This is a genomic window from Fibrella aquatilis, assembly GCF_017353255.1.
Lineage (GTDB): Bacteria > Bacteroidota > Bacteroidia > Cytophagales > Spirosomataceae > Fibrella > Fibrella aquatilis.
The window spans coordinates 270143-294254 of the sequence record NZ_JAFMYU010000002.1; the positions used below are offsets into that span (position 1 = coordinate 270143).

Genomic DNA, 24112 nt, shown 5'->3' on the forward strand with positions numbered 1-24112 from the left:
CTAGCTAATGCCCAGTTGAGAAAACTGCTGTTTCACCGACGACCAGCGCCGCCGGGCTACGGTCAGACACACGCCATTGCTGAGCTGTACTTCCACCACCTTCACTTTACGGCGTATTTCCACGATATGATGCACGTTCACGGCGCAGTTCCGGTGTAGCCGCACGAACCCGTTCACGGGTAGCTTAGCCTCATAATATTTCAGTGTCCGGGGCATCAGCAGCCGTTGACCATCGGTCCAGACCAGCCAGGTATAATTGGCTTCAGACTGTAGCAGTACCAGGTCGCAGACGGGCATACGCTGCTGACCCATGTTGTGCAGGTAAATTTGCAAGGTGGCCTGCATGGGTGCCTTGGGGGCAGTAGTGGGGGCAGTGTGTAAAGCAGTGTTCATTGGGGCTTCCGGTTAAGATGTTTATGGAAGCAAAGGTTGGTATTTGGTCCAACGCTGACGTTCGGTTTTGGGACAACTTTGTTTGGTAATCGGCCAATGTGCTGGCGCACAACCAAACACCCGTCGGCGCTGTTAGCTAACCAAACAGCTTTCCTGTTATGGCCATCGCAATCAAGACTACCCGCGCGTTTTCCAACGACCTGCTCAGTGCCCACCGCCTCCTGGGCGACCCCCCCGCCGATGCCGCTATTGTGGCCGTGGCCGCCGGTGGTCGCGACGCCGTAGGGGCACTCATGCGCTGGCTCAGCACCGCCGATGACCTGTCGCCCGCAACGCAACCGACTGTAATTCAGCAGTTTTTTGCCGATTACGCCCACCTGCCCGCCTGGGCTGACCCTAAACGAATGCAGCGGGGCATGACTTTTTTTCAGAAACATATGGGCGTCATTGGCCTGACGCTGGGTACCTATTCGCTGCCCTACACCTACTTGGGGGCCAATGGCGTGCAACTGCTCTGGCTTACCGAACGCATCCGCACCGACACCGCCCGCCGCCTTCAGGAAACCGGCGACTGGGTGTTTGCGGTGAATAATCCGAAGAACTGGGTGGGAACAACGGCTATTTACTACACCCTAAAAATCAGGTTGATACATGCGGCGGCGCGGTGGTTTGCTCACCAAAGTGGTCGGTGGGACGATGTCTGGGGTGTGCCGGTTTGTCAGGAAGACATGGTGGGTACCATTGGGTCGTTTAGTTACATCGTGCTGCGGGGCCTGCGCAAAATGGGCATCGCCATGACCGAGCAGGAAGAGGAAGACTACCTGCACCACATCAACGTGGTGGGCTACGTCAACGGGGTCATGGAGGATCTCACGCCGCTCAACCTGCGTGAAGCCTTTCACCTCGATAAGCTAATCGTTAGTCGGCAGTTTCGCCCCTCCGAAGCGGGCCGGGGCCTGACCAAAGCTTTGCTGGATGCCATCGGCACGCTGGCGGGGCCTTCGGGCAATGCCGAATCGGCGCGGAACTTGGCGGCGGCGCAAATGCGTTTTTTCCTCGGCAATGACCACGCCAACGACCTGGGCATCCCCGACGTGCCCGCCGAAACTCGCCTGATGAGGGTTGTCAGCCGCCTGCCCATTTTTCCAAAATTGATACCAACTATAGCCCCCTAACCCCCGAAGGGGGAAGCGCTGCCGCAAGAGCAGTTCCCCCTTCGGAGGTTAGGGGGCCGTTTCTATGATTCACCAACTCCACCCTATCGCTGCCCTGGCTACTGCGCCAGGGATTGGTGCCATTGCCGTCATTCGCGTGTCGGGCGAGGGAGCTATTGCCTTGACTGATAAGGCTTTCCGTGGGAAAAAGCTCGCAGGCCAGCCCAGCCATACCGCTCACTTTGGCACGTTTCGCCATGCCGACCGTGGCGACGGACCGGACACCATCATTGATGAAGTGCTGGTAACAGTGTTCAAGTCGCCGCGTTCGTTTACCAAAGAAGACGTAGTCGAGATTTCGTGCCACGGGTCGGAGTACATCGTTCGGCAGATTCTCACGCGGTTAACGGATTTGGGGGCTCAGTTGGCTAAGCCCGGCGAGTTTACGCAACGGGCCTTTTTAAATGGGCAGTTCGACCTGGTGCAGGCCGAGGCTGTGGCCGACGTGATCGCCGCCGATTCGGCCGCCAGCCACCGGGCGGCGCTGAGTCAACTGCGAGGCGGCTTCTCGAAACGGCTGAAAGATCTTCGCCAGCAACTGATTGATTTTGTGGCGCTGGTGGAGCTGGAACTGGATTTTGGCGAAGAAGATGTAGAGTTTGCCAAACGCGATCAGCTGCGTCGGCTGATGACCAATATCCAGGGCGTTATTCGTCCGCTGATCGAGTCGTTTGCGGCGGGCAACGTGATCAAAAACGGCGTGCCCACGGTAATCATCGGTAAGCCCAACGCGGGTAAATCGACCTTGCTTAATGCCCTGCTCAACGAAGAAAAGGCCATCGTTTCCGAGATTCCCGGCACCACCCGCGACGTGATCGAAGATGAGCTATTCATCGACGGCGTTCGCTTCCGGCTCATCGACACGGCGGGACTCCGCGACACCACCGACACCATTGAGGCCCTTGGCGTGGCCCGCACCCGGCAGCAAATCGAAAAAGCCGCTTTGGTAGTGTACCTGTTTGATGGTCAGTCAACTACATCGGATGAATTGCAGGCAATGGTAGCCGAACTGGACGCATCGGGCAAGCCGTACCTCCTGGTGGGCAATAAAGTTGATCTGATGCCAGCCCCGGCTCCGCCTCCTGGTCGAGCCTATTCAATGACCAGGTACGATGATCTGACGGAAGCGGACGGGGTGTACGTACCCTCGCCCATTATCTGGATTTCGGCCAAAGACGCGCATATTGATGAACTAAAGTCGGCGCTCTCGGCCCGTGCCCGCACCGACGCGGCCATGCAAACGGGCAGTGCCGTAGTGACCAACGCCCGCCACCTGCAACACCTCACCGCCACCGACGAGGCCCTCTCCCGCGCCGTGGCCGCCGTAGACGCAGGCACCTCCGCCGACTGGATCGCCATGGATCTCCGCATCGCCCTCCGTGAACTCGGTGAGCTGACCGGCGAGGTAACAACAGATGACCTGCTGGAGTCTATTTTTAGCCGGTTTTGTATTGGAAAGTAAAAACGGGTTTAGCTCAACCTCTGGTAAGTTGCCAACACCTATGGTTGCTCTGGATAGCCCCCGTCGGCATTCATGTGTTGTAGGATAGCCATGAGGTCACTTTTCAGTGTTTCCAGCGCAGACCGGCCGTTGTGAAGCGTAGCTCGTCGAGGCTCAGGCCGGGGCATTGCACGCGCATCGTCAGGCTTTTGGCTGACCGAATCTGCCGGATCAGTGGCTGGTCGGCATCAAAGAAAATGGTGCTGCCGCTGCCATTTTCGGCTGCTGTCAGCGTGTACGTAACCGCTCGTGCCCCGTCGAAACGAAGCTGCGCCCGGCCACCCTGGAAGCTACTGGTAAACAGGCCCTTTGAGGTGGTTAGGTACGCGTTTGTGTGTCCATTGCGGTGCCGCAGAATCAGCGATACCGTTGACCCACCCGCATATGGATACGGAAACTGCACTACGTTGGTGGCCGCAAGAATCGCTTTGTCGACCGTTCCGCTAATCTGGTCCGACTTACTTTCGTACTGCCAGGCTACTACTTGGCGTGGTTGGTTCGCCGTAGTTGGCTGAAGAGGCGCAGACCGATTGGGAGCAAGCCCGCAAAAGGCAATCGGTATGGTTAGCAGGCAAACAAGCCGGAGAGATAAGAGCATAAGCGAATAAATCGTCAGGGCAACAGCCTTGACCAATGATTAAAAATAAGCCTATTCCATGACTTCACCGCAACAAAATAACCCCCTCCACGGCAAAACGCTGGCCCAAATTCTGGACGAACTCGTGGCCCACTACGGCTGGGATGAACTGGCCGAACGCATTCCGATCAACTGCTTTAAAAGCAACCCCAGCGTGAAATCGAGCCTCACGTTCCTGCGCAAAACACCCTGGGCACGGGAGCGTGTGGAAGGCCTGTATCTGAAGATGCTGCGACTCAGTTAGCGATAGTCCTCCCTGTCAGTTAGTTATTTTCGAAAAATGACCGTTCAGTCAACTGCTGCTATTAAAATGATAGTATTACTTTCATTTAAGAAATTAATACTATTACATTTGCTGTCGAAACTGATTCGATCATGCAAGCACAACCCATTACAGTAGCTTACGGGGACGGAATTGGCCCCGAAATCATGCAGGCCACCCTCGACATCATTCTGGCCGCCGGGGCGCAGCTCGATATTGACACCATCGAAATCGGCGAGGCCGTTTACCTGCGTGGTAACACCGCCGGTATCGACCCGTCGGCCTGGGATTCGCTCCGGCGCACGAAGGTGTTTTTGAAGGCCCCCATCACCACGCCGCAGGGGGGCGGGTTCAAAAGCCTCAACGTGACTACCCGCAAAATGCTGGGCCTCTACGCTAACATCCGGCCCTGCGTGTCGTACTCGCCCTACGTGCACACCAAACACCCGGTGATGGACGTGGTGATCATCCGCGAAAACGAGGAGGACCTTTACGCGGGTATCGAGCATCAACAGACGCCCGAAGTGGTGCAGTGCCTGAAGCTCATTTCGCGGCCCGGCTGCGAAAAAATTGTGCGCTACGCCTTTGAATACGCCCGCCAGTACGGTCGCAAAAAAGTGACCTGCTTTACCAAAGACAATATTATGAAGCAGACCGACGGCCTGTTTCACCGGGTGTTCGACGAAGTAGGGGCGGAGTATCCGGAGTTGGAAAAAGAACACTGGATTGTTGACATCGGCGCGGCCAAACTGGCCGACACGCCGGAGATTTTCGACGTGATCGTGATGCCGAATCTTTACGGCGACATCCTCTCAGACGTAGCGGCGCAGATTGCCGGGTCGGTGGGGTTGGCCGGTAGCGCCAACATCGGCGAGGAAGTAGCTATGTTCGAGGCCATCCATGGGTCGGCACCGCGCCGGGCGGGTCAGAATCTGGCTAATCCGTCGGGCTTACTGCTGGGGGCGGTCATGATGCTGGTACACATTGGGCAGGGCGACGTAGCCGAAAAAGTGCATAATGCCTGGCTAAAGACTCTCGAAGATGGGGTACACACCTATGATATTTTTGAGGCTGGCGTAAGCACCGAAAAAGCAGGTACCCGCGAATTTGCCCAGGCCGTCATTAGCCGGTTGGGACAAGTGCCCGCGCAACTGCGCCCGGTGAGCTATGAGGCTGCCAAAGCCAAGCCCATGCAGGTGAAGCTGACACAATATGCTGATCCTAAGATCGATATGATTGGCGTCGATGTGTTTTTGTACCATAATGACCGCGATGCCAATCAACTGGGCGACACGCTGAAAGCCACTGTGCAGAGCGACATGGATCTGTCTATGATTACCAACCGGGGCGTGAAAGTATGGCCGGGTGGCCTGCCCGAAACCTTCTGCACCGACCACTGGCGGTGCCGGTTTAAGGCCCACGACGGGCAGTTTATTAGCTACGGCGACATCATCGACATTCAGCAGCAACTGACCGAGGCAGGCTACAAGATCATCAAAACTGAAAACCTCTACCACTTCGACGGCGTGCCAATGTTTTCGGCGGGTCAGGGCGCGTAGATTAACCCACAACGACCATGACCAACGAAATCAGTTTCCACTTTATCAACGGGCGTTTTTCTACCGACGAAAGTCAGCCCATCATTTCGGCTATTGCCGAAGCGAAACGCCTGCACCACGCCCGCAAAATGACGGCCCACGCTGGTACGGAAGAAGACATGAAGGCCTCGGAAACGCGGATTAAGGCCATCGAGACCGAAAAACGCGCCGTACTCGATTTCCTCAAAGCCGTTGCCCAGCGCGGCAACACCGTCGACATCGAGGGGTCATTGGTCGTGCGTGAAATTGTGCGCGGATAGGAGGGGGAAGGTTGGATACTGGATGTTGGATATTGGATGCTGGACGTTAGAGCACCCTGGCCTGTGTCCCCACAGGTCTACGCCGCCGGAGGTACGCCATTGCTGACGCGAGCGTAGACCTGTGGGGACACAGGCCAGGGTGCTCTAACGTCCAGCATCCAACGTTCAGTATCCAACATCCAGCGTCCAATAGCCAACATCCCCGAATTATGCGTACCTTTGACTGGCAAATAACACCCCCTGCTTATTTGCCATGAGCTTAGACGCCAGCAAGTTCTTGTACGAAGCGCTCACCTACGACGACGTACTGCTTCTCCCCGCTTACTCTGAGGTACTGCCCAGAGATACCACCACCACCACCCAGCTTACCCGCACCATCCGCCTGAACGTACCCCTCGTTTCGGCCGCCATGGACACCGTCACCGAATCGGAACTGGCCATTGCGATGGCGCAGGAAGGGGGTATCGGCATCATCCACAAGAATATGAGCATCGAAAAGCAGGCCGAGCAGGTCCGCAAGGTGAAACGTTCGGAAAGTGGCATGATTATCGACCCCATTACGTTGTCGCAGTCGGCTAAATTGTCTGATGCTCAGCGTATTATGCGGGAATTTAAGATTGGTGGTATTCCCGTGATCGATGATGAGGGCAAGCTGGTGGGCATTCTCACCAACCGCGATCTGCGTTTTCAGCGCGATCTGGCCCGGCCCGTGACCGACATTATGACCCGCGAAAACCTCATTACAGCCAAAGCGGGCCTTTCGCTGGATGATGCCGAGAGCATCTTGCAGGAGTTTAAAATCGAGAAGCTGCCCATCGTAGACGATGCCTACAAGCTGGTGGGCCTCATTACCTACAAAGACATCCTGAAGCGCAAAAGCCACCCCAACGCCTGCAAAGACGAACTGGGCCGGTTGCGCGTGGGGGCTGCCGTAGGCGTAACGCCTGATTTGCATCAGCGCATCGAAGCACTGGTGAAAGCGGGCGTCGACGTGATCAGCGTAGATACGGCGCACGGCCACTCGCGGGGGGTAATCGACGCCGTGCGGAATATTAAGACGCAATTTCCTACCCTTCAGGTCATTGCGGGTAACGTAGCCACCGGCGAGGGGGCCAAGGCCCTGGCCAATGCCGGTGCCGACGCCGTGAAAGTGGGCGTAGGGCCGGGCAGCATCTGCACTACCCGCATCATTGCCGGTATCGGGATGCCGCAACTTACGGCCGTGTTTGAAGCCGCCAAAGCGCTGGAAGGCACAGGCGTTCCCGTAGTAGCCGATGGCGGTATCCGCTTTTCGGGCGACATCACCAAGGCCATTGCTGGCGGGGCGAGTACGGTGATGATCGGCTCATTGCTGGCAGGCACCGAAGAGGCCCCCGGCGAGGTGGTTCTGTTTGAAGGTCGCCGGTTTAAGAGCTACCGGGGCATGGGGTCGGTAGAGGCTATGGAAGAAGGGTCGAAAGACCGGTATTTCCAGGATGCCGAAGATGACATCAAGAAACTGGTACCCGAAGGCATCGTGGGGCGGGTGCCGGTGAAAGGCAAAGTGGCCGAGATCGTGTACCAGATGGTGGGCGGTCTGAAAGCGGGTATGGGCTACTGCGGTGCCGCTGACATTGACGCGCTCAAGCAGGCCAAATTTGTGAAGATCACCACGGCCGGCTCGAAAGAAAGCCACCCTCACGACATTCAAATCTCGAAAGAAGCCCCGAACTACAGTTCGCGGTAAACAAGAAAAGTCTGGAAAGCCGTAGAAAAGAAGAGCACCGCCGCGGTGCTCTTCTTTTCTACGGCTTTCCAGACTAGCAAGTACTTACTTCACCCGAACCGTCACCACCGATTCATCGTCTTCGCCGGGGCGGGTGGCGTGGTTGGCGGGGGTTGAATCAGAATCGGGCGTAGCCGAATCGGCTATTTCGGCGAATACTTGCGCTGAAGTGGTTGGCCGCCAGAGTAACGTGGCCGTGGCGGTTGTACCGTTAGTTAGTACATTGATATACAACGAAATAGTGGTCGGTCCGGTTAGGCCGATCCAGGCATTGTTGCTGTTTCGGTAGAAGCCACCTGGCAAGAGTACATCAACGCGCACGCCCGAGGTGGCGAGGCTACCCTGGTTGGTCACGATGGCATTAAGGGTGACGGTCTCGTTGGCTTGTGGCGTAACCGTACTTGCCTGAAGTTGCAGACTTAAATCGGCTTTGTCAGGGCTGGGCGTTGGCTGATTCTTAATTAGCATGGGCAGCGAGCGCTGGTTTGGGTTGGCCGATGCCAGCAGTGGTCCAGTGGCATCGGCGGTACGGATATCGGTCTGGGTGGCGTCATCTTCACCATCGCCAGTGCCGGAGCCAGGCTGGCTGTCGGGGTCGGGTGTTTGGCTGGCACTCACCTCGGTGGCGTTCACAAATGCGCCCCCCGCGTTTACCTGCGCCCTGAAACTGACCGTAACGGCCTGACCAACAAGCACACTGCCGACAGCTACAGATAAGCTACCGTCTGTCGCTGTTTGCCAACCCGGCGACCCATCGATAAACGTCAGCCCGGCGGGTAGCCGGTCGGTGAGTTGAACGCCCTGAGCGTCCTGCGGCCCGGCATTGGCAACGGTAAACGAGTAGCTGACAATATCGCCTAGTCGGGGTATGCGGCTGCTTACGACACTGCTGAGCGTGAGGTCGGCACTACCCGAACCAATGGTTAGGCGGGCTGTACCGCTGCCCGTGCCGGGGCCGCAATAATTCCGAATCGCCGCCAGTGAGTAGCTGGTGGTGGCCGTTGCCGTTAGTGAAAGCGGATATGGGTTCTGGTACACGTTCTCTACCGTCTGCCCGTTCGAGAGGGTAAATGACCACGGAGCCGGCCCCGAAAAGCCCACGGCCACTGCCGCCGGTTGCCCCCCCTGTACCAACGCGTTGCCCGTTAGGGTGGCTGCCGTGGGCACACCAACCACCACATCAACCGGGTCTGATTCTGTATAACAGCCACCTTCGTCATACACCAACGTATACCGACCCGACTGGGTTGGATAGACGTTGGCGTCGCCGCTCGAGCCAAATGTTATCCTGCTACCATTGCGCTTCCAATAGGAGTAAGACCCACTAGCTGGTCTAAGTACTGTTGTGGCACTGGCGCACTGCACTAAGTTTCTGAGGGTTATGATAACGGGTTTTGCGGGCGCACCTAGTTTGACTTTATAGCTCTTTGATATACCGGTACAGGTACCAAAAGAAGCCGTAAAACTGTAAACGCCCGATTGATTCACATTTACATAATTTCCCGTCGTAGTCTGGAAGGCAATACCATCGCGATACCAGGTGTACTGACCAGAACCAGGAACCGACTCATAGGGCGTAAGCAATGAGGCAGACAGGCAATTTTCAGAGGCGGCAAGACCCATCATAATCTGTGGGCTAAACGTTATTGAAACGGCTGGTGCCGTGGTCGAACAACCCCCGGTCGTGATAGTACGCACGGTGTAGGACCCTGAAGAAATTGCATTATATGAGCTATATACAGCTCCTGGAATATCAACACCGTCTTTCATCCATTGCAAACCAACCGTGGTTAGCTTAGAGTATAATGGTTTGGTCGTGCCCGCACAGACGGTAGCACTGCCCGTAAGAGAGACCTCATTAAATCGCTGCTTGGCCTCGCTCACTGTAATAGGCTCAGCGAAAGCAGTGCAATTGCCTCGCCTGGATTGTAAGGTGTAGACCCCTGGCTGACTGACATAGATTGTATTTTGAGTGGCACCGACTATAGGGTTATTATCTTTAAACCATTGAAACGATGTTTTCAAAGGACCATTATAATCTATTTCCAATCGAACGGTGTTTCCGCCACACAAAACAGGTGTATCACCATAGCCGACGTTGATTGGCGTGGGGTAAATTAAATTGCTGAAGACAAGCTGAGCCTCACCGCTTCTATTCATAAGACAACTGCCTTCCTGCACACTATAGGCATATAGGCCTGACTCCGTAGCGGCGTATGACATGGAGGTAGCCCCACTAACAGCCACCCCATCTTTATACCACTGATAACTGGCTGATTCACCAAGGGTAGCAACGCCCAAAATCGATGACGTACCCGTACATATTGGGTCCTTGTGGGCAAAATCATAGGCCGTAAAGTTATAGAGCGTTGTGGATGTGGTGAGGTTATACGCTGAATAAGGGGCTAAACTGCACCCACCTTCAGTTGCCGTAAAACTGTATAGCCCCGCTACCGACGTTGATAGCGTGGCTGATTGCTGGCCCGATAGGATGACACCGTCTTTAGACCAACGATAAGATACACTCGGCCTGAACGAACCATACGCTATGAGTACGGCCGTGCTACCTGGACAGATATTGTTTGACCCGTAGCTGAACGTTATCGCATAGTCATCATAAAAGTTGCGTCGGTCTTTCACAGCGGCTGAACCCCTTGATAAGTCGCTGAGAACGAGCGTTTCGCTGGCTGTGGCCGTGACTCCCAAATCAACCGCTTCTACCTGTATTCGGTATTTGTCGCTGTAGGTGGCATAGCTAGGCATGGTCACGGTGATGGGGCTGCTGGTGCCGCTGCCAATAATGGTCGTGTACAGGCCCAGATACTGGCTTTCGGCGAATGTACCGTTGGCATTGGAAAGGCGCACTTTATACTGTGTGCTACTTCCGTTGGCAAGCGTGAAACTGACGGGCAATGTGCTGTTTACACAGAGGGCCGTCGTTGATAGTGGCCCTACGGTGAGCTGTGGTGCCGTGAAGGGGACGGCCCATACGTTGGTTTCCCAAACACCCCGGCCCAGTGTACTTACCAGTACGCGCCCGTCGGCGGGGCGGTAGCTGAGGTGGTTCGTTTGAATCAGGGGCATACCCGTCGTGCTCAACGTCCAGGCGGGGTTGGCGGCGGTGATGTCAGTAGTAGACCAGACGCCCAGTTGCGTGGCCAGCATCACCTGCCGACGGTCGACGGGGTTGAATAAGGCCCCGTTGACGGGTATATCGGGCAGGCCATAGCCGGGTTCATCTTTTGAATACCAGTTGGCCCCGCCATCATTGGTGTACCAAACCGACTGCACGCCGTAGTTTGAGAGCGTCACCAGCAGTTCGTTGTCTGTTGCGCCTACGTCGATGCTGCTCACCGAGCCGTTTGCCGACATGGCTCCCCCGTCGATGCGGGTAATGGTGGGTGAGGCCTGATTGGTGTTGGTGACTTTAAAAAGTTGACTGGCCGAAGCGTACCGATCTGTGTTGATAAATAACGTGTTGGCGCCTTTGCCCACCTTCATGCAACTGGGCTGCGCAATCGGCAGGTTCCACGATGCCACGGTATTGGTACCGCCAATGTCTGTTACCCGGTAGAAGCCCAGGTTCCAGAGGTAGAGGGTGTTGGTAGGGCTATCATAGTCAATAGCCGGGTTGTAGGAAAAAAAATTTCCGGGCAACGTACCACTGGTCCAGTAAGGCGATACCAACGTGTTTTTCCGGACCATATAGCCGTAGGCATCCACGCTGAGCGAGATATAGGGCTGGTCCTGGTCTACAAAAACCCGCTTCGAGTTGGCTCCGTAAACAGTCTGCCCCGAGCTGGCCCCCGCATCCAGCATGTCGGCTACATACAGCTCATTTTCGCCACCCAGCAGCACATAAGAACTGGCCGCTACATTCCGCATGGAGCTACTACTAACAGACGTAGTGCCAAACCCCTTATTGCGGCGATCCGACGATGATGCAGTCGTTGGGAACGTGGTGGCATACATCATGCCCGTAGCCGTTGCCAAAACAGTATTCGTCGGTCTCACCAGCAGGGCAAACACCCTGGCGTAGGAAGATGTACCCGTCCAGGTTGTTCCACCGTCGGTAGAGGAATAGACGGCTGAGCCGCCCGGCGCATACACCGTGAGCGGGTCGGTTGGGTGAACCGCCAACTGTAGGGTTCTTACACCGTCGCCATTGGTAAAATCGTAGGAACTGGCAGCACCATAGAGGTACGTTGGGCGCGGCGACGTAGTCCAGGTAGTGCCGGCGTCGGTCGATCTGACAAACCACTTGATGTCTTTGCTATAGTTGGCATTGTTATAAAATACGCCGATGGCATAGACCACCTGCCCTGTTCCACTCGTCGACGGGGCCAGGGCCAGCTCAGTGCGGGTACCATTGTAGGGTGAGGTACCGGGTGGCGTGATTTCGGTCCAGGAGGTGCCTGCCGTGTTCGTGGCCCGGAACACCCGACCGGTGCGGGTGGCGGCAAAGAGAATGCCATCGCTACCCATTTCGAAGTCGCTCATGATATCCTCACCACCCGCAATGGGCGTACCACCAATAGATTGCTGCGGGGCCAGCACAAAACTCCAGCTACTGCCGCCATCCGTTGAGCGAAGAATGCCCCCCGTAGTAGCCGCAAACACAACGCTACCCGTACTCACCATTATCTTGCTAATTCCCCGAAAAGCCTGCTGTAAGGCCGAACCTGATTGGGCTGGAATCGTGCTGTTCAGGTGTGCCCAGGTTGTGCCGCCGTTGGTTGTTTTCCAGATGCCACCGCCGGTTGGAAAGTAAGGTTGCGAGATCATTTCGCCCGTACCAGCATACATCACCTGTGGGCTAGCGGGGTCTGCCGCCAGCGCCGATACTACCCGGTTCTCCCAGGCATCGCTAACAACTGTCCAGCTAGCGTTGGCGTCAGTAATGTCGGGGGTATACCAGAGGCCCCCCGTTAGGCTACCAGCCCAGACTTTCTTCTGGTTGGGGTCGTTGGGGTCAACGAGCAATGTGCGGATATCGGTGGCAAAACCCAGCGGCCCGCGTTCGGTCCAGGTAAGGCCGGGAATACCTGCCTGCGATGCTCCGCCTTTGGCTGCCGATAGCTTGATTTGTTGCCGGGCAGCTTCCAGCCGTTCAGTGGGTACCCGGTTTAACGCTGGGTCTTTTTGGCGGTCCTGGTCCCAGACTTCCGCTGCCCGCCGTAATGAATCAAGACGGCGGGGGTTTGCTAAAAAAGCGGAATCAGCTGGCGATGGCCGATTTTGGGCTGTGGCGGTGTTGAATGGCGTAAAGAAGTTTAGCGCCAAAAAAGAAATGAGAAGGTAGCGTAGCTGCATATAACCTGGCTAGTGTGCACATATGTACAAGTAGCCAAATATACGCTTCGGTGTATATGGTATTTGAAAAATGAACCAAGTATTTCTGTCTATTTTCTGCCATCTAGAACCGAACCACCCGGCTGCTTAAGCCGTGGGGCGTAACCTCGATTTCGCGGAGATAAGGGCCTCGTTTTACCAACTGAATATCGGGTGTGTGCGGGTCGAGTTGAATGTAGGTAGAGGGTGTGATCAGTACGGTGGTGTTGCCACGCATGACGGTGGCTTCGGTGTGGTAGTGGCCACTGATGACCTGAATACGACAGGGTAGTTCTTCGGTGGTTTCTACCCACCGCGCCTGTTGCCGAAAGGGGTACTTGGTGTCCATAAAGAGGGCATTGGCGGGCAGCACGGGATGATGGCAGAACACCAGCGCGTTATGATGCAACAGCGCCAGCTCCTCGCCCAGCCACTGCCACTGCCCCTCAGAAAACGACCCCTTCGATGAATCGAGAAACAGGGCCGGGTACCCCTCCAGCGGAATGGCGCTGTAGAGTTCGCCGTCGGTGAGGTGATGAGTCAGGTGCAGTTCCTCGGCCATCATCGTCACGTCGTCGTGGTTGCCGGGAATGGCAAACCACTGGCAGGGCAGGTTGCCAAGCTGCTGTTTAATCCACTGATAAACACCGCGTTCACCTACATCAAAACACAGATCGCCGCCCAGCACCACACAGGCCGGTTTGGTGGCACGCACGTAGTCGAGCGTTTGCAGAAAATTTGCCCGTACGTCGACCCCGGCGGGGCATTCGCCTTCAGCGGCGATGTGTATGTCGGTGATGAACGCGATTTTCATGCCCTAAAATAAGGCAAACTCAAGCCGCTTCCCTTACCCGGCCAAACTTTTGTTTGTACCGCCGCACCGTGAAGCCAATGAGCACTCCACCCAGCAGCGCGGGCGAAATCCAGGCCACCGTGCCGAGCCATTCGGGTGTATTAGCTGGCGCAAACCGACCCACGTTGGTGACCAGCGCAACGGTGAACGTGGCAATGTAGGATCCCCCCATGCGGGTGAAATGATGGAAAAACCAATGCTGCTTTTCGGCGGGCTTGCCCAGCACCCGGATGTCTTCATAGGCATTGCGGCCGGTAAGAAAACCAAAAAACGTGAAGACAATAGGCAGGAACTCAAAGCCATTAAGTACCAGCAGGTAAATACCAAACAGGGTCATGCCGGTGCCCGTGAGCAGGGTTCCGTAAGCCAGGTACCTGTCAACGGGGGAGTAGAGCCCTTTTTTCTGTTTAGTAGCCCGCCAGCCAGTGATGCATAGGTAGAAGCTCAGCACGGCAATACCTGCCAGAAAAAGCCGGAACATCCTGAATGGTTGCAGGGTACAGAGTAGGACCGCCGTAATGGCCACAATGATCATGCACCAGACATACACCAGTCCGGCGCGTTTGTGGAGGCGGGTGCCTTTCTGAAGCAGCATGGGAATCAGGCCCACCAACAGGGCGACGATGCCGGTAGTGATATGGGTAATGAGCAGGGCAGTTAGCAGCGTTTTCATGACGACGATTTAGTTGCGTTCGGTAGGACAAACGTAAGCCGCCTAACCCCGTAAAACACGCTCTTTGGGGCGTTTGGAAAGGTTTGGGGAGTTTGGGAATGTGGTTAGGGGTTTGTTGTTGGCTTCGCGCACTAGGTTGCTGTCGCGCCGAGACGTTGGACCGCAGCCAACTACAAACCATAAACTACAAACTTTTTTCTCTTCCCTTAAAGTAATCCTCCCACTTGTGCGTCATCTTGATTGAAGCGGCTAATCAACCCCGTTTCGGACAAGACAATGAATCGTATGCCTCGTTTTATGCTGCCCGCTGTTTTGTTTGGCGTGGCGCTCGTGGTCTTCTTCCACTTTTTTGTGAAACTGGCCCTGTTTGCACTGATCGTTGGCGGTGCAGTCCGCTTTATTCGTAGCCGGATGTTCGGTGGGTCAACCGGCTCGATGGGTCGGGATGGCTGGCAGAACCGCCGCCTGGAGTTCACCGACAAGATTCGCAATATGAGCGACGAAGAGTATGCTGCTTTCAAGCAACCCCGGTGGCTAAACAACCGCAACCAAACCGACGAGTCGTTTGGCCGTCATAGTGAACATTTCGTACTGTAAAACAACAAACACCATGCATCATCACCATCATGGTCGCCAGCACGGCGGCCCATTTGCCCAGTTTATGCGTCCCTTTTTCAATGGCTTCCGTCGGCCTAAATACAACGTTCCGATGAACGTGGAAGACCACGGCGACCACTACCAGATTCAGGTCTATGCCGTTAGTTTCGACAAGGCCGACATCACCGTTCGGGTGGTTAATGACCAACTCTTGATCCAGGGCACTCGTGCTCACGACACCGCTAATGACCCCAACTTTCTGTTGCAGGAATACCCGCTCAAATCGTTCGAGCGCGTACTGCCCCTCAGCAACCGTATAGAGACCACCGGTATTGTAGCCAGGCAGGAAAACGGCGTTCTGATTCTGACCGTGCCTAAAAAGCCTGAACTGAAAGTAGAAGTGGCGTAAGGGAAAGTAAAGCAAGCAGTTGTTTGAAGTAGGCCCGAAAACCTACCTCAAACAACTGCTTATTGTTGAACAGCCGCGTAGCTGGTTTCAACACACTTACATAATGCTACTAGAAGTAACATTAGTTATACAATTTGCGCCTTCCAGTAAATATAAATAGAGGGTAGATCACTCTGATAGTAGAAAGAAATAGCTTGCCATCGTTTGCTGCGCCAAGCGTATAAGTAACTGATTATAAAGTCATTAAAACAAGCAACGTAATGGATGCCGGAGGGTGGGATGTCATCTACGCCAGTGACGTGGCGCGGTTGAATGTAGTATTGGGCCAATCGTCGCAGCAGTTTATGCCAACGTTTAGCTGCAACAACACAGCCATGCAGGTTTCCTTCAGCGGAAACTTTGGCCCCTGGATGATTACACCAGGGGGAAGCGCTAACCGGATCAATGTGCAGGTACCTGTCACGCAAGGCACATTGACTGCACCGGGTTTCGTCAATTTTTCACTGACCGGCATCCAGCCTGTTATGAACATCGCCCTCGCCTTTGTTGAAGACGACACCAACACGAGCCAACAGGTCGTTTTCGACATTCGGTCAGTGGCCACGTCGCCAGCGTCAGCGGCGGATGGCGACATCTACGTAGCCAACCCCGATGTGAGCGGGTTACTGAATCAGCGCGACCCGTCGGGAACGGTGGCGAGCATGCTCGAAAGCAATTTGCCACAGTGCTTCATTGCCAACCAGGCCGCCATCTCGTTTGTGTTTGCGGCCCTGTTTACCAATCCGCAAAATCTACCCTGGCTAATACCCAAAGCGACCAGCGTTGCCTATTTCAGTTCATCAGACCAGTCGATTCAGGCCATTGCCATCCGAACGCTTACGCAATCGCCCTGGGGACCGGCGGGGCTGTCGACGGCCGTTGATCCCAGTTTGCTAAGCGCCGGACAAAACCTGTTCTACGCTCTCTCGCAGGGGGTATTCATGAAAAACCTGCTGCTGCCCGCGCTGCCGTCGGCATTGGGCAACGGCATCACTACCGACGTGTTTCAGTTCAACGGGCCAACGCAGCCGAACCAGCAAAACGCCTGCTCGATCACCAACACACGGCCGTTCAGTACCCAGTCGGTAGAGAACGCGGGGACGCACTATTACCCGCAAATCAACAGCTTCACCATGAGCATCAGCAACAACCAGATCATCACCACGGCGTCGGGGCAATTTGATGTGACGGGGCTGGCTGGGGCCTGGGTATCGTTTGACAACCTACAGGTCATCAACACGATTACGTACAACGCAGCTACGCAGAAGCTTCAATATCAACTGCTTAGCCAGACTGCGCCGTCTACTACGCGGCATATTCCGTGGGAGTACTGGTTTCTGGCGCTGGGAGCCATTATTGGGCTGATTGTCATTGCCATCATCAACATTGTGGTTACGGTGATCGAAAACGCCGTGCAGAATGCCCTGAGCGGAACCGGTAACCTGGCCGTGGTGGGGCTACCTGCCAGTACCGCAACCTGGGCCGGGGGTGGCTCCATGACCATTGCTCAGGCCGATCTGGAAAGTGCCCTGGTGATTCGCGGGCAGAGTGCATAGCCGCTGCCGCTTGGTAGTACCCTGCTCTTATTGTTTTCCATCGAACCAATTCATACACAACCAACATGGTAACGCAAGCAAACGCAATGACCACAGACAGCGGTGGCATTGACCTGATGGGCTGGGACACGGTGTTCGCCCTTTCGCTCGATGCGCTCAACGACTCCATCGTGGCGCAGAAAACCACACCGTCGGCTTTCAACGCTACCGACCCCCAGGGAGGCGCGGTGGTAACGGGCACCTGGAACCCCTGGACGATTACGGGCGGCGAAGGCACGGGCATCTACATCAAATGTCCGGTTAATACGGGGCAACTAACCGTACCTGGTATGCCCACTCCGTTTACACTCGACGGAGGCTACGTGTGCGTGGAGATTACCCTTGTACAAAGTAAGGCCACTGAGCAGCTTGCCGACGCAACGGCTCAACCGGGTACGGGAACGACGTACCAGTTTCAGGCCAATGGCAGTTCGGCAGATCCGTTTCAGCAGCCCAAGGTTCAGGGCGTTAGTTTCACCACCGTGACGGGCTATCTGGTATATGCCTGCCAGGATGCGTTCGGGGCTTATTTCAACCAAAATCTGTCGGCTTTCGACGCGGTCTTTTCGGCGGTTCGGCTGGAAGAGGAGGCCGTCGACGCGGGCAAACAGTGGCTTAAACCGGCGGTGTCGCTCTACGCCATGGCCTCGCCGGGGTCGTCGGCCACCGCATCCGGTGACGCCCCCACTACCCCCTGCGATCAGCAACAGGCGGGGGCTTATTTCGGCATCCTGAGCCTGATAGCGCCCCCGTCGGGCGCACTGCCCCAGCAGAACTTCGACCTCCAGATGTTCGACCCGTTTACCAGTACAACCCCGCCCACCAACTCGGTGTTTGCTGTTTCGGCGGCCCTGGCTATGCAAAACGTGGTGATGCAGTCGGCAGCGCTGTGCGTCAAAAATGCGTCGGTGAGTGATTTCAATATTGTCGACACGGGCATCATGGTCACGAACGTCAATACGCTCAACTGGGGTGACTTTCAACTCGACAAAGACGACCCGACCAGTATTGTCACGCCCGTGATCGCCCCCGGCAATTTTAAGCTTAGCCTCGACGGTACGCAGTTTCACCTCTCGATCACCGAGGCCCTGTTTACCACACCCGACGGCAGCTGCGACGTTAGGCTCACGGCCGACCAGTTCTTCAACTTCGGGGCAACGAAACTCGCCGACGGCAAGTACTATTTCACCCCCGACCCCGGCCTGGGAACCAACAGCATCCGGGCCGACGTAACGGCCAATAAAGGGTTCGAGATTGCCATGATCATTGAGAGTGTCGTGGTGGGTGTGCTGTTTGGTTTCCTGGGATCGTCGTTGGGTGAGGCTCTGGGCGATGCCGTGTCGTCGGCCACCTCGTCAAGCACGGAGGGTACCGTTGAGGGCACCTCCGAAGGCATTCAGAACAGCATTAACCAGATGACCGAGGAACAAGTAGAGCAGGGCGTGAGCGACTCAGTTGAGGATGCGACGAACTCGATTGAGTCAAACGGCGAAAACAGCGGCGGCAAAACTGGTATGTTTGCCAACAAGTTTAAGGTGTGGGGCGGCGTATTGGGAGGCCTGTTTGGGATTCCGGTTGGGCTGCTGCCACAGATCATGACGGCCATTTACACGGGCGAAATTACCGAGGGCAACGTGCCCACCCTCGACGACTTCGCCGCCAACTTCACGGGGGCCGTGCAGTGGCCGCAGGTGCCGAACTGGCAGGTAACGGGCGGCACGTTTCAGGGTGCCTTTCTGCTGGGAGGCAGCGCATCGGCCACGGCATCATGAACACCCCCGGCAACGACATCAGCGGCGAGATCTCCACGTTTGGGTGGGACACGGTCTTTGCTGTGCGGATCGACAACGTCAACGCGGCCATTGCCAGCCACCATACCTCGCCCACCACGTTTAGCTACACCGACCCTGCCGACGCCAACGTGTATTGCTCAGGCGGGTTCGGGACCTGGTCGGTGGTGCGTGGTGGCGACGGTGGCGGTGTAAACGTGCAGATACCGCTTGAGCAGGTGACCGGCCAGATGAACGACAACGCAGCCTACGTGGCCTATACCTGCGCGGCTGCCTCGGTGATCGTGACCGTTCGGCTGACGTATTTCGACACCAGCCAGCCCACGCAGCAGAACCTGAAGGTAAACCCCGTTAGCACCTCGCCCGATGTGCCGGTGGTGGAGCTTTATTCGAGCGATTTTTCCACGAATCCGGTCGTGCCCGCCTATGCCGTCTATGCACTTCAGGCGGCGGTGATGAACTGGTGCACGGCTAATCTGGCGGCCTTTGAACACGTTTTTTCGGTGATCGATATCAATGGTGAAGCCGACACGGGCGATTGGGCCTTTCTGAAGCCCACGTCGGTTTCGTATGCCTACGTAGATGGCCCTACTGACGACGATGCTTTTCTGGGTGTTCTAACCATGACCACGGGCACACCGTCGGGTGGATTGCAACAGGTGCTCGACACGCGCATTGTGCAGGGCACTGAAGAGGGGGCTTTTTGTTTGTCGCGGGGGTTGCTGATGAACAAACTGATACTGCCTAATCTGCAACTCCTCTGGCCCAATCTACAAACGGGCCAGGTGACTATTTCAGACGATACGCTACAGCTGAACCCCAACGAATCAGTGGCCTTGCCGCAGACGCAGTACCAGGGCAACACCTACACGCCGCAGCTCAACGAGTTTACGCTCACCATAGAGGGTGCGCAGCTTACCATTGATGCCTATACCGAAACGGTGGTGCAGGATGGGGTCACGGCCTGGTGCCGCAACGTGGAGCAATACACGATTGTGAAGGGCACCAACAGCAGCGGGCAAACCACGCTGGCCTACCAGGCGGTAGGTACGCCACAAACCAGCAACGGCCACTACATTGCCGAGTGGGTACAAATCACCGATACCATTCTGGCCGTCGTGCTGGGTATTGCCCTGGCGGCACTGGCCATCCTGTCAGGCGGAGCGGCCGTGCCGATCATTGCCATTGTGGGGGCGCTTATTGTGGGGGCCGTGGCACTCTCGCCCACCATCAACGGCATGATTCAAAACAACGATGCCCCCGCCATTGACCTGCTGCAAGAAAACATCTACGCCCCCATTGTCTGGACAGATAGTCAGGCGTTTGCGGTCAGCACAGTCGATCTGAACGGCTCACTTCGACTGGGCGGCGCGTTGGGTTTCACCACTGCGCCGCCCAGTGTGGAAAGGCCGACATAACTCGCCAATAAACGGGTGCCGAACCCTTAAACTTCTTTTAATCATGTCTGTACCATCACCAGATACAACATCTCCCGCCAACGCCATATCTACCTTTGGGTGGGATGTAGCCTTTGTTGCCACCTTTGCGCAACTGAACGCGGCGCTTGGCGCATCGGGTAGCCTGCCCACCACGTTCGCCCACCAGTTACCGCCGCCTCAGGTCGGTACGGTGTGGGGGCAATGGGCAAGCTGGACCCTTGTGGGCGGCGCACCCAGCAACCAGCTCTGGATTAACGCCGTTGTTGGCCAGGGAACGCTTACCACCGCCAGTGGGCAAACCGATATCAGTGGCTCGACCTGGACCGTGCAATTTAGTGCTGCGCTAACCAACAGCACAACCACACCCGGAGGGGGTACCGTATGGCATCTGACCGTGGCCGGGGGAGTAGATGCGCCCGTGCTGGTGGGCAAGACGCAGGTGTCTGTCACGGGGCCGGATCTGTATGTGCTGGAGGCGTTGATGGGTCAAGTACTCCTGCCCCAGGTAGCGTCGCTCGACCTGTCGGCTGTTGGCATTACTACCAACGACCCCAGTTTGGCACCAGATCAGCCCTGGCTGATGCCAACGGCGGCGGCCTTTGCCTGCGAGTCGCTACCAGCCGACGATGAGCGTGGGGGAATATATGCGCTGCTGGCCATGACCGAAAGCCGGTCGCCACTGGGCAAACAGTTGCTAGTCGACACCCGCATCCTCGACGGTGCGCCCGATGGCACCACCGGGGCATGGCTACTGGGGCCAACGTTGTTGACAAGTCAGTTTCTGCTGCCGGCTGCACAGGCGCTGGTGCAGGGATCTGATGCCACCAGTTTCAGCATAGACCCCACGGGACTTACCGTCTACAACAATGCTACCATGACCTGGGGGTCGTTTAGCTATGGCGAAGACACCAACAACACCGCCATCGTAACCCCACAGATACCGCAGGGTAACCTTGAGCTAAGCCTCGATGGGGCGGTGGTACACCTGTCGCTGACGGACATCAATTTCCCTAATCCAGCCTGGGCCGGGCCGGGACAGATTACAATTGCTTTCGATGCCGAACAGTTTATCACGTTTGCATTTGTGGTGCGCAGCGACGGTGGTTTGGTGATGGTGCCGGACTCGAAAACGTTCAACAGCACCGGCAACATCACCATCATTCCCGACAAGACCGAGATCGGGTTTCAGATTGCGCTCGATGCCGTCACCGAAGTACTGATGGCGTTTGTGGGCGGGGCTATCGAGGCGGTTGGCGAGGGTGCCAGCGAGGCCATGGAAGCAGGTACGCAGGGGGGCTACAATGCCGAGTTTGACGAGATCGAGATGGAAGATCTGGGCAACAAAGCCAACCCGGATGTACAACAGACCGAAGAAGAGGCAGCCGATCAGGCAGGTGATGCTCTGGCCAATGGGGGCGACGCAAGCTATGTGCAACAGTTCAAGAGCGCCATTATTGCCAATCGGTGGAAGATTCTGGCTACCGTTGTGGAAAAGATGGTCACGTTTCCGGTCGGGAAGGTGTCGGAGATTGCCTTGTGGGTTGCCGAAAAAGACTACGACAAGTTACCCACCCTACAGCCGTTTGTGGCCAAAGGCATAGCCCCGGTGCGCTGGCCCGGTGGCGCTACCCTTACGCCCACAGGCGGCAGTTTGGAGCAGAGCCTGCTGATCTGGGGCAAGCTGACAGATTAAACAACCTTACATTCTTTTCAATGTAACGGCAAACTCTTCACCCGGCCGCCCATGACGTCGTCGACGGGGTACTGGATCAGGAATGCGTCGGGGTCACTGTCGGTTATGATGTTGCGCAGGTTGCTGATTTCCAGGCGGGTAACTACCACATAGAGCACATCCACAGGCCGTTCCAGCGAGCCACGCTTGCCGTAGCCCTGTTCGCCTTTCAGGATCGTAATGCCCCAGCCAGCCGCCGACACCCGCTCGCGGATGGCAGCGTATTGGTCCGACACAATAAGCACCGCTGTGTATTCTTCAATGCCGTGTACGATGAAGTCGATGGTTTTGGAAGCGGCGAAATACGTGACCATCGAGTACAGCGCCAGTTCGATGGTCAGAAAAAAGGCGGCGGCCCCGAAGATAACTACGTTCAGCAGCAAAATCACGTCGCTGATTTTTAGCGTCGGCACGTTGCGGCTGATCACCAGCGCGGCCACCTCCGTACCGTCCAGCACCGCCCCACCGCGCATGGACAGGCCAATGCCCGCGCCAATGAAAAAACCGCCAAACAGGGCCGTCAACAGCAGATCAGGCGTGACGTCGGGGTAGGGGACGAACGCGATACAGGCCGACAGTCCGGCGATACCGAGGGTGCTTTTCAGGGCAAAATCGCGGCCAATTTGTCGATAGCCCAGCCAGATAAACGGCAGGTTGATCACCACAATGCCCACCGCCAGCGGCACCGCCGTTTGCGAGGCCAGCAGCATAGATATACCCGTTACGCCCCCATCGATAAACTGGCTCGACAACAAAAATCCCTTCAGCCCCAGCCCTACGCTGAGGATACCGGCGATGATAAAGGCCGCATCGCGGAGGTAGTGGGTTTTTGTTATAGTAAGCATTTGGGCATGATACATACTGGAACGTACCATTCTTAAAACGCTTGGAAGACGGTTTGATCTCCGCTTGTCAGTTTTATCTTTCGTACGGCACCTGTGCCTTCAAAGCTGTAGGCCATGCCCACTATTCGGCTGGATTGCTTTGGGGCTGGTAGCTCATAGGCCAGCCGGTCATTGACGTAAAAACGAAGTGTACGTTTGTCGCCCTGGCACCGTACGCCTACCCACTTGCCAAACTCCGTGCCGAAGGAAGCTAAGTTTGCTGTCTTGCCACTAACGAGCGTATCGAGGCAGAATAGCGTTAACGCAGCGATGCATCCTTTACGGCATAAGGGTATGTTGATGGCACTACGTTCTGTAATCAAAGCGATGGCTGTATGCTGACAGATACCCGCCCCCTGGCCACCTTCGTTTTGGAGTTGGCAGCTAAACGTAAACTCATCGGTGGCCGTGGGCTTGAAATTACCTACGTTATAAAACTGCACTGTTGGCGGAACCGGTTGCAAAGCAATGCCCTGAGCGGTGATGGTTTTGGGAGAAATACGTAAAAAATCATGTTCGATAATAGCTGCCTTTTCCAGATAAATAGGCACCGGTTTTCGATGTATTAGTCCTAGCCAGCCCGCTGTAGGAATAGTGAGCGTGTGCCTGCTGACAATCTGACGGCCTACCAGTAAACGGGCTTCGTACGAACCGGGATAATAGTACAGCGAGGTAAACTCATGCGCCGTTTTCGAGACCTGCTGTCGGCGCGCGGGGTCCCAGCTTTGTTGAATAAACACCGAATCGGTAGGCGATGCCGTTGCGTCGTAGGTGAAAATGACCGAGTTGGGAATGTCTTGGGTAACGGGGCGGCTGCCGAAGCGGTAGGTAGCAGGTACGTCTGTTTGACGGCGGCTACGAAACAGGCCTGCCCCCACCAAAATCAGTAGTAATATGCCCCCGCCAATCCAGCCGATAGAACGCCAATCGGTGTAGCGGCTGATTGAGCGACTTGCTGGTACCTGGGGTGTGGCAGGCAATGAGGTGTCAGCCTGATCAACGGCCTGACGAAACGTACGCCAATCGGCGTAGCCCGCAAATTGGGCCAGTACATTCAGTGTAGTCACGCTAGGTAGGTGGTCATAGCGTACGCGCCCCCACAGCCGGCGTAGGGTACTTACACTAAGACTTACCTGCGTC

The 24112-nt window shown here is 56.1% G+C and carries 19 protein-coding genes; 12 read left to right on the plus strand and 7 right to left on the minus strand.

Features of this window, described 5'->3' with window-relative positions; translation table 11 throughout:
• Positions 1 to 393: a LytR/AlgR family response regulator transcription factor gene (locus tag J2I48_RS03530; protein WP_229375773.1), complete on the minus strand. Its 393-nt coding sequence runs from the start codon at positions 391 to 393 to the stop codon at positions 1 to 3.
• A gap of 158 nt (positions 394 to 551) precedes the next feature.
• Between J2I48_RS03530 and J2I48_RS03535 the strand changes: the two genes are divergently transcribed.
• Both J2I48_RS03535 and mnmE read left to right on the plus strand, forming a co-directional pair.
• The gene (locus tag J2I48_RS03535; RefSeq protein WP_207334011.1) at positions 552 to 1568 is read left to right on the plus strand and encodes an oxygenase MpaB family protein; all 1017 of its coding nucleotides are present in this window, start codon (positions 552 to 554) and stop codon (positions 1566 to 1568) included.
• Positions 1569 to 1632: 64 nt separating this feature from the next.
• Positions 1633 to 3069: a tRNA uridine-5-carboxymethylaminomethyl(34) synthesis GTPase MnmE gene (mnmE, locus tag J2I48_RS03540; protein ID WP_207334012.1), complete on the plus strand. Its 1437-nt coding sequence runs from the start codon at positions 1633 to 1635 to the stop codon at positions 3067 to 3069.
• A 103-nt stretch (positions 3070 to 3172) separates the two neighbouring features.
• Here the strand turns inward: mnmE and J2I48_RS03545 are convergent, their stop codons facing one another.
• Positions 3173 to 3706, minus strand: a complete 534-nt coding sequence (locus J2I48_RS03545; protein ID WP_207334013.1) for a hypothetical protein — start codon at positions 3704 to 3706, stop codon at positions 3173 to 3175.
• Between the two features lie 58 nt (positions 3707 to 3764).
• Between J2I48_RS03545 and J2I48_RS03550 the strand changes: the two genes are divergently transcribed.
• The 4 genes from J2I48_RS03550 to guaB all read left to right on the plus strand — a co-directional run bounded on the left by J2I48_RS03550 (position 3765) and on the right by guaB (position 7591).
• A complete protein-coding gene (locus J2I48_RS03550; protein ID WP_207334014.1) occupies positions 3765 to 3989 on the plus strand; it encodes a VF530 family protein in 225 nt (74 codons plus the stop codon).
• Between the two features lie 131 nt (positions 3990 to 4120).
• Positions 4121 to 5566, plus strand: a complete 1446-nt coding sequence (locus J2I48_RS03555) for an NADP-dependent isocitrate dehydrogenase (RefSeq protein WP_207334015.1) — start codon at positions 4121 to 4123, stop codon at positions 5564 to 5566.
• Between the two features lie 17 nt (positions 5567 to 5583).
• Complete coding sequence (locus tag J2I48_RS03560) at positions 5584 to 5865, plus strand: hypothetical protein (protein WP_207334016.1); 282 nt, start codon at positions 5584 to 5586, stop codon at positions 5863 to 5865.
• Between the two features lie 253 nt (positions 5866 to 6118).
• On the plus strand, positions 6119 to 7591 hold the full coding sequence (gene guaB, locus J2I48_RS03565) for an IMP dehydrogenase (RefSeq protein WP_207334017.1): 1473 nt from the start codon (positions 6119 to 6121) through the stop codon (positions 7589 to 7591).
• A gap of 84 nt (positions 7592 to 7675) precedes the next feature.
• On the opposite strand, the gene J2I48_RS03570 is transcribed toward guaB, so the two are convergent.
• The 3 genes from J2I48_RS03570 to J2I48_RS03580 form a co-directional block, all read right to left on the minus strand.
• The gene (locus J2I48_RS03570; protein WP_207334018.1) at positions 7676 to 12943 is read right to left on the minus strand and encodes a DUF11 domain-containing protein; all 5268 of its coding nucleotides are present in this window, start codon (positions 12941 to 12943) and stop codon (positions 7676 to 7678) included.
• Between the two features lie 103 nt (positions 12944 to 13046).
• On the minus strand, positions 13047 to 13775 hold the full coding sequence (locus tag J2I48_RS03575; RefSeq protein ID WP_207334019.1) for a metallophosphoesterase family protein: 729 nt from the start codon (positions 13773 to 13775) through the stop codon (positions 13047 to 13049).
• Positions 13776 to 13794: 19 nt separating this feature from the next.
• Positions 13795 to 14487, minus strand: coding sequence for a DUF2306 domain-containing protein (locus J2I48_RS03580; RefSeq protein ID WP_207334020.1), 693 nt, complete (start codon positions 14485 to 14487; stop codon positions 13795 to 13797).
• A gap of 276 nt (positions 14488 to 14763) precedes the next feature.
• Here J2I48_RS03580 and J2I48_RS03585 point away from each other — a divergent pair, with 276 nt between their 5' ends.
• The 6 genes from J2I48_RS03585 (at position 14764) to J2I48_RS03610 (ending at position 22049) form a co-directional block, all read left to right on the plus strand.
• A complete protein-coding gene (locus J2I48_RS03585; protein WP_207334021.1) occupies positions 14764 to 15084 on the plus strand; it encodes a hypothetical protein in 321 nt (106 codons plus the stop codon).
• Between the two features lie 13 nt (positions 15085 to 15097).
• Positions 15098 to 15493, plus strand: coding sequence for an Hsp20/alpha crystallin family protein (locus tag J2I48_RS03590; protein ID WP_207334022.1), 396 nt, complete (start codon positions 15098 to 15100; stop codon positions 15491 to 15493).
• A gap of 260 nt (positions 15494 to 15753) precedes the next feature.
• Positions 15754 to 17088 carry a TULIP family P47-like protein gene (locus J2I48_RS03595; RefSeq protein WP_207334023.1) on the plus strand — a complete coding sequence of 445 codons (1335 nt, stop codon included), beginning with the start codon at positions 15754 to 15756 and terminating at the stop codon, positions 17086 to 17088.
• A gap of 86 nt (positions 17089 to 17174) precedes the next feature.
• Positions 17175 to 18899, plus strand: coding sequence for a TULIP family P47-like protein (locus tag J2I48_RS03600; RefSeq protein WP_207334024.1), 1725 nt, complete (start codon positions 17175 to 17177; stop codon positions 18897 to 18899).
• Positions 18896 to 20335, plus strand: a complete 1440-nt coding sequence (locus J2I48_RS03605) for a TULIP family P47-like protein (RefSeq protein WP_207334025.1) — start codon at positions 18896 to 18898, stop codon at positions 20333 to 20335. Before J2I48_RS03600 ends, J2I48_RS03605 begins: the two co-directional genes overlap by 4 nt.
• Positions 20336 to 20378: 43 nt before the next feature.
• Positions 20379 to 22049, plus strand: coding sequence for a TULIP family P47-like protein (locus J2I48_RS03610; RefSeq protein WP_207334026.1), 1671 nt, complete (start codon positions 20379 to 20381; stop codon positions 22047 to 22049).
• 17 nt (positions 22050 to 22066) lie between these two features.
• Here J2I48_RS03610 and J2I48_RS03615 read toward each other — a convergent pair whose 3' ends face one another.
• Positions 22067 to 22933 (minus strand): YitT family protein, encoded by an 867-nt coding sequence (locus tag J2I48_RS03615; RefSeq protein WP_207334027.1) that lies wholly within the window; start codon positions 22931 to 22933, stop codon positions 22067 to 22069.
• 32 nt (positions 22934 to 22965) lie between these two features.
• Complete coding sequence (locus J2I48_RS03620; RefSeq protein ID WP_207334028.1) at positions 22966 to 24039, minus strand: hypothetical protein; 1074 nt, start codon at positions 24037 to 24039, stop codon at positions 22966 to 22968.
• Positions 24040 to 24112 lie beyond the last annotated feature (73 nt).